Here is a 14,282-nt window from a genome sequence, read left to right on the forward strand (position 1 = left end):
CAGCTAAATTTCCTTTTTTCTTCACCGATTTTAGGAGTGTTGATAATAACTCGCACAGCTTCATTTATTCATACTTTTTGTGAGGCAGGCAATTTTTTGTAAGCTTTTTTATATGATGTGATTAACAGCAAACCTTGTTGGACATTCATTAATGCTTTTGGTAACATTATGCGCTATTTAATAAATTGGTAAACGACTATGCTTGATTTGGCAATACTGACTGAATTTAACCATGCCTTAGTATATGGCTTTGAACCGGAGTCTAGCCCTCAACGTTTGGCAGGTTCAGAAACATTTGAAGATGCGCTTTTCCCAGAAGCTGGTCAACATCATGATGTCTTAAACGCTTATCTTTATGCTCAAAACATTATTCTTCCGCGAATTCAAGAAATTGGTTTACCTAATGTTAGCCCAACAATGTTGATTGAGTGGGTTAAAACTATACACGGTTTTATTGGAAAATCGTTAATGCAGGCTCACGGAAGAAAATCGGGTGAATATACTAATGAAATTGTTTTTCGATGGCATTTAGGTGCTGAGTTAGGTGTTCATTTTACTTTATACCTGTCTGACCTCCATGAATGCAAATCTCCGCAGCAATTTGCGAAGTTTTTAAACAAGCAATTTGATATGAATTATCAATCTGCTCTAGATTTTATTAATTTATTAGAGAAGATTGCTAAAGACAAAAATTATACGATTCATGAGTCACTGCAACCCTCTATCAATTATGAAAGTCCTGGAATAAAGGGAATTCTAGTACAAAGTAAACTGGCTAGCGCTTATAATCTCAATCTACTAAGCGAGCGTGAAAAGAGTACAGTCAACAAAATTGTCAAAATTTGCATGCTTCCTCCACTTATTCCTGAAGCTATGAATCGATGGGCCCAAACTACCCTATCTAACTTACATGCTTGTGATACCAAAGATTTGAAAAAAGTTTCCGAATTTTTAGCCATAACTTTTTATGAGCTTACAGAAGTTCATCCTTTCGGTAATGCAAATGGAAGAACAGCTACCTGCCTTATTAATACTTTTCTTCGCGCATTAGGCTACCCTAGCATTGTTTTACGCTACCCTGGAGAAAGAGAAGATAAAGATAGTCTATATCAAAAAGCACTTGCGGAAATTGATTCTTCTCTAGTGCTATTAATTGAGCTTATTCATACTCGTGTAATTGAAGCCCAAGAAAAAGCTTTTTCAAATGAAAAACTAAAAAAACTGATTACATTGCGAGTCGCCCTAAGTGACTTATTACAAGAAACAAAGTCAAAATATCCAGAGTTTAATCTAATTGCATTCCAAAAACAGGTATTTTCTTCCCCGGAGGTTTTATTCGCGATGCAGATGGCTGATGAGACTGAAGCCTCAATTTTTGTTCTCTCCATGAGTCTCGATAAACTGTCTCATGTACCTGAAAAATTAGAGCAAGAAAAACAAAAGCGACTCACTTTATTTTCAACGAGTACTTTAGATAGCAAACAAATAAATGCCGTAATAAACGCCTTAGAGAAAATATCAGGACAGTCTGGATGGAAACACAATGCAAAAAAGGGATTTGTCACTTGGCTAGAAATTTCCGATATGAAAAAAGCTAAAGAAATTGCTTGTCATATAGAGTCAACCAAAACAACCAAGGTTACTCTATCACGACGAGCTGATAATAAAATACCAGTTATAAAATGTGAAGATATCGATTATCAAAAACTCATTAATGCGGCTGATTTGGTCGATGACGAGAAATTGTCAAAAGATAAAGGCTTTGATTATAAATAAGCGATTACGCTCTTATATCTATCTTCGAGAATATTTTATTGATATGCACTTCACTTATTAGATTGGGATAAATTTACAGAAACCATCATCATTCAAAAATAAACAAACCATACCTAGAGTTGGTATGGTTTGTTGAACAAAATACTCACGGTCACTTAGACACTGCTCATTCGGTTCTAGCCAGGTATTTTTCTATTAATCAGGGCAACTATAAACGCCGCCTTAAAGGTATGTCTCTCCCTTTCGTAAAGATAGTAAAATTATATTCATACCTTAAATTAAGATACTAGTAGCATAGAACGCAAGAAATTATCCTTATAGAATCCTAAGTTTCATCTCTTTTTATCATTCGTGCGCACTTTCTCAATCAATTCTATAATTAAAACATTCCGTTTGCGGATAATCTGGAGAAATTAAATGAAAATTTCACGTAAGATGCTAAAAAAAGCAGTGGAAGCCAATATCCTCGATTCCAGGCAAGCGGAGAATTTGCTTGAATTTATTAAAAATCAACCCGAAGAAGCTCCCTCATTTAACTTAACCAATGTTCTCTATTATTTTGGTGGTTTGATTGCAATTGGCGCCATGTCTATCTTTATGAATTTAGGTTGGGAAGCATTTGGCGGATGGGGAATTTTTTATCTTTCTCTCGCTTATGCCTGTATTGGTCTTTGGCTAGCTCACCAATTTGCAAAACATGGGTATATCATTCCTGCAGGAATATGTGCCACTTTTGTAATCGCTATAACCCCTCTGGCAATTTATGGTTTTCAATTGGGCATGGGCTGGTGGCCAGATGATACGCCTTATCAACAATATCATCGTATTGTTCAATGGAACTGGTTTTTTATGGAGTTGGGAACGCTGCTTGTTGGTATTATTTTGGCCTGGATCTATCGCTACCCATTTATGATCATGCCTATAGCAATAACATTATGGTATATGTCAATGGATATCACCGAGATGCTCGCCGGTCAGTATATAACCTTTCAATTAAGCGCAATGGTATCTATGTATTTCGGTCTTGTTATGATTTTGCTGGCCTTTTGGGTTGATCTTCGCTCAAGAAATACACTGGACTATGCTTTTTGGTTGTACCTTTTTGGAGTGATCGCCTTTTGGGGCGGCTTAACCTGTCAGCATTCAGACAGTGAATTATCAAAATTCTTCTATATGTGCATTAATCTTATTATGATTGGTGTAGGTGTCATTTTGATGAGAAAAGTATTTGTTATTTTTGGAGCGATTGGCTGCGCCATTTATTTGGGTCACCTTGCATCACAAGTCTTTAAAGATAGTTTATTATTTCCCATCGCTCTGACCTGCATTGGTTTGTTAATTATTTATCTAGGTACTTTATGGCAAAAACATGAGGCTGCAGTCACGCAAAAGGCACAATCTATATTGCCCGTGCAGTTACGTGAGTTACTGCAGGCTCGCAGCAATGATGCATAACATCTGCGTATTCTATGAATTCGACTCTGACAGCACAAATAACCTCAGAGGCTTCCACAATCTCCTATTATCTAAGATTATCTAGGTGCGTCATAACGTTCTTTTAATCCTTTTGAAAAAACAATTTGCCATAACTGAAGCATTCTTGTGTTAAAACCGCCTGCACAACTGAGCAAATAATAATTCCACATTCTAAAGAATTTTTCGTCATAATTATTTTTAAGATAATCCCATGCTCCATTGAAATTTTGGTGCCATGCCAAAAGAGTCTTGTAATAATCCATGCCAAAATTTTGCCAATCTTCCATAATGAGTAATTTTTCGGTTGATTTACCTAGTTGCGCAATGGAAGGAATCATGCCATTAGGAAAAATATATTTTGAAATCCAGGGCATCGCTTGTGTTGTACTTTCATTACCACCAATGGTATGCAATAAAAATAAGCCCTCTTCTTTCAAGCACCGATCAATAACTTGCATATATTTACGATAGTTTAAATAACCAACGTGTTCAAACATCCCTAATGAAACAATCCTGTCAAATTTTTCATTCACTTCACGATAATCCTGAAGGCGAATTTCTACAGGCAGATTTTGGCAATGCGCTTTGGCAAATTCATATTGCTTTTCAGAGATAGTGATGCCCACAACGTCTACCTTATAATTTTCAGCAGCATATTTTGCTAAGGCCCCCCAACCGCATCCAATGTCCAACAAACGCATGCCTGGTTGTAGCAATAATTTTTTACAACTTAATTCCAGTTTAGCCAGCTGTGCCTCTTCTAATGTAGTTGCCTTTTTCCAATAACCACACGTGTAATTCATCCTGCTATCCAGCATAGCCACAAAAAGATCATTGCCAAGATCATAATGACGTCGCCCTACCTGAAAAGCACGTCTTTTTGATTGAAAATTAAAAAACTTAGACATCAGTAGTCGAAGTGCAAGATGGGGACTTATTTTTATATTAGTGTGAATGTTGGCATTCACAATGCGTTCAATTAACAAATCAATACGTTTACAATCCCACCATCCCTCCATATAGGATTCACCCAGGCCCAAATCAGCGTCACGCAAAACTCGCGAGTAGAATTGATCATTATAAATTTGCACATCCCAAAGCGCATTTCCATTAATGGTAATTCCTGCCAAATTTAAAATCCTGGTAACAAAGGATCTTGCTGCATTTATATTCTTGTACATTTTACTACTCCAACATTCCTTCTATTTATGTTTATACATAGCTTATTCATTGCTTCCACGAGGCAACTCATCCGCTTTTATTGATATTGCAGAATGTAGGCGGCCTGTTGAGAGAAAGCTGCGCCAAAATTTACTAGCTTGAGAAGTAAAAGGGGACTTAAATAATAGAAAAGCCCAGCCGTAGCAGCCAGGCTTTTTAACTCCCGTTATTAAGGGTTAGTAGTTGTTGTACTAGTACCTGTATCGGGGGTGGTTGTCGTGGTAGTACCTGTTGTATCTGTACCTGTAGTGCCAGTAGTATTGGTTGTATTAGTTGTGTTGGTAGTGTCTGTCGTAGTACTAGTTCCTGTATCAGGAGGGGTAACTACCGTTGTACTGCCAGGTGCAGTTGGGGTTGTTGCAGGTGTTTCTACATTAACATTGGTACCCGTTGGGGTCGTTGTCGTTGTTCGCGGGGCTCCAAAGAAATACCACAGTGCGATACCTGCCAGAATTATAATTACAATAATAGCAACAATACCAACACTGTTATCATTATTATCAGCCATGACTTTTCTCCTTATTTCCTTATCTTACTTTATAATTATAGTCACAAAAAATAATTTCTCATTTTTTCATAACTTAGGCCTACATCTAACAATAATAGCCATGATAAAAACACAAAGCTAGAGCTAGGGTGGTATAAAAGCAAATTTATTATTGCAGTTTCATTCTAATTGCTATTTACTAATTCAAATACAAGAAGGGAGTCAACGCAATGCCTATTAGTCCTGGAGTGAATGAGTTATTTGAGCAATTTATAAAATCCTATCGAAATTTAGAAGATGAATTCTATCCTCATCTTTACCCAAAATTGTGTGCAATTCATAAAGAGATAAAGCAACATCCTGAGCATTATTCTGACGAAGCCTTAATAGCTCGACTTGCCAGTTCTGCCATTGCATTAAAATTGCCCCCCGAATCAGGTTTCTCCAGATGCTTAAGAAATTTTTTAATCGCTTATGAAAAGAAAATAAATTCTTTACACATTCTGGCTGAATATAATGACGATGATTATGCGAATATTGAGCCTGATACACCTGCAGAGAACCCTCAGGTAACCGCCTCAACCAGCGCATTTTTTAAGGAATTACAAGAAGCAATTCGGCAGCGCGCTTTAAGAAGTGAGCAAAAAGAAAAAGAGGTTATCTCTATTTACCCTAAATAATTATTAACAACCTCAGGTTAATTTTATCTATGGATGAATCAATGAACGATCGCGTCTCAACAGGATGGGAATTAAAAATATTAGCTTTTCTCGCCATAATTTTCGTGCTGTACATTGCACAAGCGATTTTATTTCCTCTTGTGCTTGCCTTTTTTCTTTATTTATTATTTAACCCACTTAGTAAATTACTGCAACAGCTTAAAATTCCTAAACTTCTGACTTCAGCCACTATTACAGCCTTACTTTTAGCCCTGATTAGTTTTGGCATATCTTCGCTTACTGTACCTGCTGTAACCTGGATAGATCAAGCACCTGAAAAAATGCAAATTTTGGAACAAAAATTTTCTTTTGTAAAAAAACCTATTGCAAAATTGAGTGAAACCTTCAAAAAAGCACAAACAATTACAGAAACCAGACAGACTCCTAAAGTTGAAATTAAAACTGGTGTTACTGACATTGGCTATTCCATCTTTGATTTGACGACGAATGTTATATTATTTATTTTCCTTGTATTAATTTATTTATTTTTTTTACTCATTTATACCGACACTATTTTTAAAAACCTACAAAAAGTTATCACCTATCGGCAAACGAAAATTGCTAATAATTTTTTATTAACGATTGAAAAAGATATTTCTACGTATTTAATTACGTTTACGATAATTTGTATCTGTCTTGGTTTAGCCATTGCGACAATGCTATGGATGCTTGCTATTCCTAATGCTATTTTATGGGGAGTAATGGCTACTTGTCTTAATTTTATTCCTTATATTGGTCCGGCAATAGGGATTTTGGTTATATTTTTTGTTTCATTATTAACATTTGACTCCTATTTTTATATTCTACTCCCCCCATTACTTTACTTTCTAATCAATAATATCGAAGGACAAATTATTACGCCTATTTTACTGGGTAGTCGTTTAAATCTTAACCCACTTGTGGTTTTTTTTAGTATCCTTTTTTGGGCATGGTTGTGGGGTATCGGCGGTGCTTTGCTTTCTATTCCTTTATTAGTAGTTGCTAAAATTATGATGGCGCGCATTCCCTCTTTAGCCAAATATAGTTTGCTGTTAGAAAAATAAATAGGGATAAAACTCAAATGAAAATTGCATTAAAAAATCAAACCATACAACGAAAAAACAGTGAGCATTGTTTGGTTACTGAATACCCTGTCAATGACAAGAATATTGATTTTGCTTTGGTTAAAATCAATGGTCGCTACCCAGATACTCGCCGGGCAACCAATTTAACTTGCCAGGAAATTGTTTATATCAAAAGCGGAAGTGGTAAAGTTGTTGTTGAAGACCATGAGCATAGACTTAATCCTGGCGATGTAGTATTAATTGAAGCAGGTGAAAAGTACTTTTGGGAAGGAGAAATGGAGCTGTTAATTTCCTGCCGCCCTGCATTTCAAATAGAGCAACATCACTATGTGGATTAATTTTAAGTCTCAACATTCACAGTTTAGGTGGTTTTGCAGAGCTTATCACGGCCAGCATCAAAATTAAAAGGACCACAAATTTCATTCGTAGCTAACGAATAGCGCCAAATATTGTCTAGGGTTAAATGAACTCCACCTCGCCAACAATCAATCCCATTAATAGCTATCCAATCAGCATCACCTTGCGCTACTTGATCACCAAGAGCTGTCAACTCAAGTTCCGCATCGTCATTTCCTTTTATCTGCTTAATTTTAATTAAGGGATTTTCAGCTTCTGCCAATTGAATAATGAGTTGTTTAAAAGTTATATCACCCATACCTAAAAAATACTCTTCTTCTCTGAAGGGTAATTGACGAAATAATTCAACAATAGTGTTTGTTTCTGCAGTAATGGAATCCAGGATGTACTGCTCAGTCCAAGTTAATCCATTGTGAGTAGAGGGGAATTCCCGAAAATACCTTAACAAGGCCTTTTTCATAAAGGGTAAATCGGATAAATCACTCTTTGTTAACTTGAACAATTGTAAGGGTTCTGGTGCTGTAAATGCTTTCCAAAGTTGAGTTGCCAATTTTAATTGAGCTTCAGTTATTTTCTGACGACAGGGGAACAACGCTTTAATCTGTTGCTCCTCTAATTGTCCGAGCCCTAAAAATGGTTCTATCCCAGGATAGTGATTAATGCATATTAGAGAAAGTGCTCCAGGTGGTTTGTGGTGGTACAAATAAGACAATATTTGCAAGAGCTGCAATTGATCATAGCTATCATGCTCAAACCATAAAATAACTTCATCAAAATGCTTTAAACGAGTGAGTTGAGTTTGCAGTTTATGAAATGAAGCAGCTATCATGTCATAGCTACCATAGCCCCTATTGGCTAAATATTCTGCTCGCTTATTATTGAACTGTTCACTATTTAAATTGTCCTGGACAGGCCCTTCATACAAGATATCGCACAAGGCAATAACCTCTTGCGTAGTAAATGCCGTTTTTATTAACGCTGCGGCACAATCACCATTGGTTATATGGAGTAATTGCATAGTCATTACTAAGAAGGAAAGTCTTCCTAGTATACACTGCAGGCTTCTATGCCTCCACCATTACAGAGGCAGAAATTACTATTTTACAATTGTAAATTATTAGTAAGACAAGAGTACAAGTATTGACGCAAAAAGTACAAAAGAAGTACAATACCTTCACTTATACATGAGCAACCACTAATCACTTTGAATTATATTAGGGACGTAAACTTTCCAGGGACTGAAGTTGTTCTCGGGAGTTATACATGCCTAAGCCAAACGATTTAACTGAAATTTTTACGCTTTTACAACAAGAGAAGACTGCCCAACCCCATTATTTCTTATTTTTATTGGGGACGGACACTGTTTTTACTGAAAGACCCACTATTACGCTTAAAGATCCTGTAGAAAAAAAATCTTATGAGCGCGGAGAAACTTTATCCTATGCAGCTCAAGTCGTTGTCCGGATCTTGGGTGAAGAAGCTGAAATTACTAAATCAAATAGCCCTCTTTCCTATTGCTCTCCTTCAGTTGACGTCGTCAATGGGCCTACCACCTTAGGGAGTGAAGTGGGTGAGCGTATCGCACAGGGAGTATTTTTAGCCTTGCGTGCATTGGCATCGGGTAAAAAGACTATTCAAATTTCTGCACATAGCCGAGGTGCTGTTGAATCCATTTTAGTCATGCATGAATTAAAACGCATTCAAACTGCTCTTGAGAAAGAACCACAGAAACCACTCTTTGATATCCTTAGCGCGAGTCCTTGTAATTATACCCGCACTGCTATAGGAAAATTTTTTAAGAATACAGAGGCAGATAGTCAGGAGTTAAGGGCGGAACTGTTAAAGCGTTTACAGGAAGTAAAAGTTAATTCTTTTTTAATTGATCCTGTTCCTGGCGGCGGTTTCTTAAAAATTCCGGGTATCGCATGGAAAGATGAACGATTCTTTGAGCGACCTGCTTGTAATAACTATGAACTCCTGCTCTATCGAGATGAACGGACCCGCTGCTTTACTCCCATTGTGCCCAACGGGATGCAACCGCTTATCATTCCTGGTCATCATGGCTCAGCAAGTGGTAACCGCTACACTCAGCAGCTCGAGGAGGTTTCCGATAAAATTGAAAACAGGGACACGACGACCATTCAAGATCTCGTACTTTGTAAATTGTTTCATTTTTTTCACCAATCTACGGGTATATTCGCACCCTCTGCTTATAACCTGAATCTTGAACACAATGCCCTGGATGGTGTTCTCAATCTATTTTTAGAAGCTAATGAATCTGATAGATATCAAGTAATATTAAAGCATTATTTGGCTGTCGAAAAAAATAATGCAGCTTATTTATCTTTCGCTGATGGTTCTTATGCTTACCTCGGCGCTCAATACACAGAAGAGCGTGAACGCTTTGTTCATAATCGAGGTAATAGACATGATAAAATGCGTAATGTCGCTCCACAGATGACAGGCAGTTTTGTAAATACAGAGCATGCGATGCTTTTTTTACGAGACTACATACAGCTTGATCGCTTAGTTACTGCCACACCCGATAGGTTAGTGAAGGCAATTAGTAATGCCATGCAGGCCGTGACTGCTGAAATGGTCGCTAACAGAAAGGATTCCTCTAAATTATTGAAACTGGTTCAAGATGAACACGGACGTAAGATTCTCTTTGACGGGCTCTCAATATGCGTTGATTTAATTAGTCAAAAATACCTAAGAAATCATTTAACGGCAGAAGAAGCCATTAAGCTGCGCGAGGTAATCCAAGAACCGTTTGAAGTATTGAATATAGCTTTAACAGGTGCTAAAGGTGAGATATCAGAAGACAATCAGATTATTCTTCGTGAGTGCAAAAATTTCTTGCAGAATGGATTAAAACGAACTATCGAGACTCACTATCACTCAATCCTTGAACAAGTCGATGAACTTGATAAGCAAATAAACATTGCTCTTGCTTCACCTGAAGAATTCCAGAACACTTTTGATGCCTTTGTAAGAAACCTTAATGTTGAGACGGATGAAACTGGTGAGCTGAAACTGGTAAAACAGCGTCTACAATCACTTCAACGACCAGTCACTATTGAAATTGTCAAGAACATATTATCTGATGCGCTTGATCAAATCCGATTAAATGACAGTCTTTCTATCGAACAAAAAGGACAAATTAATGCCCTGATATTACAGGAGAAAAACACACACTTAGGACGCTTTTTTGAAGAAAGGCAAACGTCAACTGACAAGCATTTAGCAGATATCGAGCAACTTTATATTTTGGCAGAAAATTTAAAAAGAGATTATTCAGGGCTTAATAAGCTTTTATCACCAACCACCTTAGCCATCGATAATAAACAACTTCATTTCCGCTGCCTGCATTTAATTCATAGAGGGGCAATGCTGCTTAAAGAACGTCAGGTTAATTTACGCCAAAAACCAGCTTCTATTAGTCAGCGCTTTTTTGATCTTCTTAAAAGTGAGGCAATAGCATTAGGAGCTCCTTCTCCAGAAATTGCAGATCTAACAAGGCAAACAGCAGAAAAAGGAGAAACCATTGCTCAATTGGAAGAAGCAAAGCAAAAACTTCAAGAAGAACTTAAATCTGAACGAGAAAAGCTTTTAAATCAGGAGAAATTCTCTTTTAAACAATTGGCTGAGAAACTCGATCAAAAAGAAGAAATCAGGGAGTTAAAATTAGAAACCGAGCAATTACTCGAAAAATTACAATCAGCTGCTGAACTGAAAAAAGCGACATTAATTAATGAGAAGCTTATTCCTTTAGCCGATGATTATTTGCAGCATCTATTAAGTCAAGCCATAAAGTTAAACCCGGAGCTAGAAACACATGACATTCATCATCCATTACCAGCAGAGGATGAAGCAGCTTTAGGCTATAACAACATTAAAGAAAAATTTAATGCGGTGCATGATTTAAAACAAAAATTAGCAGACAGTAAATCGGTGCCTTTAGCCAGCGAGAGAATAGAGAAATTTAAAGCGGCCCTACCCGACATTGAAGCAAAACTTGGACTACATCGTGATTCAGCGTGGAAACGGTTTGTTAAGGGCTGTCTGGTCATTCTTGGTGTCATTGCCACAGGCGTTGTACCGGGTGTTGGTTTGTTCGTATATTCCAAGCTTACCAGCAAATCCCCTTCCTTCTTTAGTACTCAAACGAGAGGCAGTGCATTTATAGAAGAATGTCAGAAACTCGAGAATTCACTGAACAATTCTTAAGAGTTACGAGAGCATGGATGCTGTGCATAAAGAACAGCAAGTAGGCAAAAGAAGGGCCTTGAAATTAGATGCGTTTACTCTGTCTACCTCTTATTAAGCTCTATCTTGGTTAATTAAAATTCAATATCCTATAATTAAAAATGGGCCAATCTAAAGTTAAGGACAAGGTTATGTATTACTGTTCTGTTAAAAGATTTAGGTTGCTACCTGTTCTCATTACTTCTGTATTTCTTTTCCTTGCTGCAGGTTTTTTTGCAGCAACTGCTCAGGCAGCAACATCAACACCTTTAACGCCTAGTGCAAACAAGACGGAACTGGCTTATTTTTATGTTTACGACAGATACCCCGGTCGATATTGGGGACCAAGGAGGTATTATCATCGTAATGTTTATTGGACAGGTTGGCGTACTTACTATTATCGCCATGGCTACCGTTGCCAACGAAACTGCCTGATAAATCGTTGGAATGGGGCCATTATCCGTTGTGCAAAACGTTGTTTCTAGTTAGCTCAGAAGCCTGTTTATTATCGCGCCAAACCAGTACTTTGGGGCGCGATAATGTGTTCTTCACGTACTGTTTCTCGACATTCTTTCTGCCAAAAAGCCGGTAATTCATTGTAAAAATAAATGCGTGTGCTTTTTTTAATTTTAATTTTGATTACCTGATACTGCATGGTTTCTTTACCTGCTGAAACATCTGGTCTATTGGAAGAATTATTTATTTTATTATTTCCGACTTTCTTTGCCATATTACATTCGCTACCATATTTTGCTTGAGCTCTTTGATAAATCTTTTCCAATTCATCCGGTAAGCCAGGAGATTTTTCCTTCTGTTCACGCTTAATATCGACTAAAATTGCCATTTTTTTCTTAAAATTAGCCTGCTTACTTTCGTTATCCATATTTTGATCGAGTAAATAATTTAAGGTGGTAATATCTTTTGCTCTTAAAAATACGGGAACGAATTTTGTCGCTGATTTAGCTTGTGTGATTTCCTTACGGAGCTTTATAAAATTATTGGAAGGTGAAATCATGGCTATTTGATTAGCAAACTTCCTCTGATAAGACTGAGGTAAATGAGACGTTAACTTCAGTTTAATATCCAGTTGCAATAGTGCATTGATTATCAGAAATGCGCCTTCATAGCACTGCGCTTTGCGCAAATAGTCAGCGGTTTCAATCCATCGCTGAAAAGCCATGCATTGCAAATCATTTTTCTGATGCACTTCTACATTATTTTTTATATAAGATTCAAGAGTATTCCGTACCTCCAGGAAGTTTTTTACGCGAAAACTAGCCTTCTCTATTTCTGCAAATCCAGAAGGATCAGAAAAATCACTAATAAAAAGTTTTGAAAATGCCTGCCTCAATTTGCAATCAATAATTTTTGCCTGAGCTTTAACAATTTCCTTATTATTGTTAGCAAACTTCAAATTTTTATTAAAATCGGAAACTTTTTTCCCCACATTAAGCTGTTCCCAATCAAAGGGAATAACTGTTTCCAGAAGAAAATTAAAATTTTTTACCCAGGAAAAATTGACTTTAGACACTTTAACCATCCTTGTTTATTGCCTGAGTTTTACTATTGAACAGCAAAGTTATTTAGTCAAGAGCATTATGCAAAATAATCAACGATTCCTTTATTTTTAGGTCTTGGTAAAGGAGTGAGAAGGATTGTCTCTTCACCGTTTTCTTGTTCATAGGTTATTGATTCACTTTTCTGTGGTGACGGACTGCGCTGATGGTTATGGGCATCTATATTAACCTGAGAAAGGTTTACGCCTTGTTCAGACATCATTTCCCTTAATCTTGGCAGAGTCTGCTCAATCAACTCACGCACTTGAACAGTATGAGTGGTTATATTCACACTGGCCGTATCCTTTATCAACTTAAGGTTAACTTCCAAAGGACCTAACTCTTGAGGGTTTAACTTTATAATGGCTGTTTTAATTTTTTGTTGGCCTAGCCACATGATTTGCTGAGTAAAATTTTCTCCCCACTCAGGACTCGAAACAGTCTGCGTCAAATGCAGAACTTTAGGAGATACTGTTGCATTAAAGGGTACTTCTAAATTCTTGCTTGGGACCGTTTGCATGGCAGAAAAAGCAGATGTTTCCATAGAGGGCGGCTGAGTAATCCTGTTGCTGATTGGAAGTTTTATGTCGGTGATGTCAGCGAAACCATTTTTATTCGTCTTAAAGTCAGCTTCCTCTGCGTCATTGCTGAATAAAGCCACTTCATCCCCTCTTTTAAGAGAGGCAGTTTCTTTATCAGGGGGATTATCAGCTATTGTAATACCTGTTGCCAGTATCCTCATTTCTGCATCTGGTAATTCCTGCGGCAGAAGTTTCTTTCCTTGATCTGGTTTTAGTTGAGCTCCAGGCAGCGGTGAGGTGGTTATTGCTGCAGGAGATGCTTCAATCTCCTTACTATTTAATAAGTTGTTTGAGACTATAACGTTATTTAACATTTCAGGTTCTAAAGTAGACCCTTCTTTACTTTGTCTCACTTCACCAACCTTGGGAACTTCCCTATTGGGAGATTCAAAAATTGATGCATTAAACCAGGCTAACAGCAGAAGATCATCTGCTGGATCACGGGAGTCTTTTTCTTCTCTTGTAGATTCTATCTGGAGTATTTTTTGTGCTTCATCTGGATCATCTATCTGCATTAATTCAGAGACATTTGTGGCTATTATTTCTGGCTCAATTGGCTGTGTCTCGTCAGTCTCATCAGAGGTTAAGGGAATGGCTTGCAAGGTAAAAGAAACTTTTTCGTTTGAATCAGTGGGTGTGCTCTCAGCTAATAATTCAGCCATCAACGTTATGAAAGCAATTTCATCCTGCGCTGGTTGCAAGACTTTATCCTCCAGTTGGAGTGAGGCACTCTTCCCTGCTCCTGCCAATTGCATCGATATTAACTGAATTAAATCAAACATTAATACACTCCCTGT

The 14,282-nt window shown here is 37.3% G+C and carries 12 protein-coding genes; 7 read left to right on the forward strand and 5 right to left on the reverse strand.

What is annotated here, in order from left to right:
• Positions 1-198: 198 nt before the first annotated feature.
• The gene (locus tag clem_RS07395; protein ID WP_094091049.1) at positions 199-1,776 is read left to right on the forward strand and encodes a Fic family protein; all 1,578 of its coding nucleotides are present in this window, start codon (positions 199-201) and stop codon (positions 1,774-1,776) included.
• Between the two features lie 417 nt (positions 1,777-2,193).
• Positions 2,194-3,231 carry a DUF2157 domain-containing protein gene (locus clem_RS07400; RefSeq protein WP_094091050.1) on the forward strand — a complete coding sequence of 346 codons (1,038 nt, stop codon included), beginning with the start codon at positions 2,194-2,196 and terminating at the stop codon, positions 3,229-3,231.
• 77 nt (positions 3,232-3,308) lie between these two features.
• Here the strand turns inward: clem_RS07400 and cfa are convergent, their stop codons facing one another.
• Both cfa and clem_RS14810 read right to left on the reverse strand, forming a co-directional pair.
• The gene (gene cfa / locus clem_RS07405) at positions 3,309-4,433 is read right to left on the reverse strand and encodes a cyclopropane fatty acyl phospholipid synthase (protein WP_094091051.1); all 1,125 of its coding nucleotides are present in this window, start codon (positions 4,431-4,433) and stop codon (positions 3,309-3,311) included.
• Between the two features lie 209 nt (positions 4,434-4,642).
• Positions 4,643-4,981, reverse strand: coding sequence for a hypothetical protein (locus tag clem_RS14810; RefSeq protein ID WP_157698203.1), 339 nt, complete (start codon positions 4,979-4,981; stop codon positions 4,643-4,645).
• A gap of 209 nt (positions 4,982-5,190) precedes the next feature.
• Here clem_RS14810 and clem_RS07415 point away from each other — a divergent pair, with 209 nt between their 5' ends.
• Genes clem_RS07415 through clem_RS07425 form a run of 3 tightly spaced genes read left to right on the forward strand, consistent with a single transcriptional unit; the run spans position 5,191 to position 7,081 of the window.
• Positions 5,191-5,640 (forward strand): hypothetical protein, encoded by a 450-nt coding sequence (locus clem_RS07415; protein WP_094091052.1) that lies wholly within the window; start codon positions 5,191-5,193, stop codon positions 5,638-5,640.
• A 41-nt stretch (positions 5,641-5,681) separates the two neighbouring features.
• On the forward strand, positions 5,682-6,722 hold the full coding sequence (locus clem_RS07420; RefSeq protein ID WP_157698204.1) for an AI-2E family transporter: 1,041 nt from the start codon (positions 5,682-5,684) through the stop codon (positions 6,720-6,722).
• Between the two features lie 17 nt (positions 6,723-6,739).
• Positions 6,740-7,081, forward strand: coding sequence for a cupin domain-containing protein (locus clem_RS07425; RefSeq protein ID WP_094091054.1), 342 nt, complete (start codon positions 6,740-6,742; stop codon positions 7,079-7,081).
• 23 nt (positions 7,082-7,104) lie between these two features.
• On the opposite strand, the gene clem_RS07430 is transcribed toward clem_RS07425, so the two are convergent.
• Positions 7,105-8,118, reverse strand: a complete 1,014-nt coding sequence (locus clem_RS07430) for a DUF1835 domain-containing protein (protein WP_157698205.1) — start codon at positions 8,116-8,118, stop codon at positions 7,105-7,107.
• 245 nt (positions 8,119-8,363) lie between these two features.
• Between clem_RS07430 and clem_RS07435 the strand changes: the two genes are divergently transcribed.
• A complete protein-coding gene (locus tag clem_RS07435) occupies positions 8,364-11,330 on the forward strand; it encodes a coiled-coil domain-containing protein (RefSeq protein WP_094091056.1) in 2,967 nt (988 codons plus the stop codon).
• A gap of 170 nt (positions 11,331-11,500) precedes the next feature.
• On the forward strand, positions 11,501-11,833 hold the full coding sequence (locus clem_RS07440) for a hypothetical protein (protein WP_094091057.1): 333 nt from the start codon (positions 11,501-11,503) through the stop codon (positions 11,831-11,833).
• A gap of 20 nt (positions 11,834-11,853) precedes the next feature.
• Here clem_RS07440 and clem_RS07445 read toward each other — a convergent pair whose 3' ends face one another.
• Together clem_RS07445 and clem_RS07450 are read right to left on the reverse strand one after the other, a co-directional pair.
• Positions 11,854-12,879 carry a RasGEF domain-containing protein gene (locus tag clem_RS07445; RefSeq protein WP_157698206.1) on the reverse strand — a complete coding sequence of 342 codons (1,026 nt, stop codon included), beginning with the start codon at positions 12,877-12,879 and terminating at the stop codon, positions 11,854-11,856.
• 65 nt (positions 12,880-12,944) lie between these two features.
• Complete coding sequence (locus tag clem_RS07450) at positions 12,945-14,267, reverse strand: flagellar hook-length control protein FliK (protein ID WP_094091059.1); 1,323 nt, start codon at positions 14,265-14,267, stop codon at positions 12,945-12,947.
• Between the last annotated feature and the right edge of the window lie 15 nt (positions 14,268-14,282).

The sequence above is a fragment of the Legionella clemsonensis genome (assembly GCF_002240035.1).
GTDB classification, from domain to species: Bacteria; Pseudomonadota; Gammaproteobacteria; order Legionellales; family Legionellaceae; genus Tatlockia; species Tatlockia clemsonensis.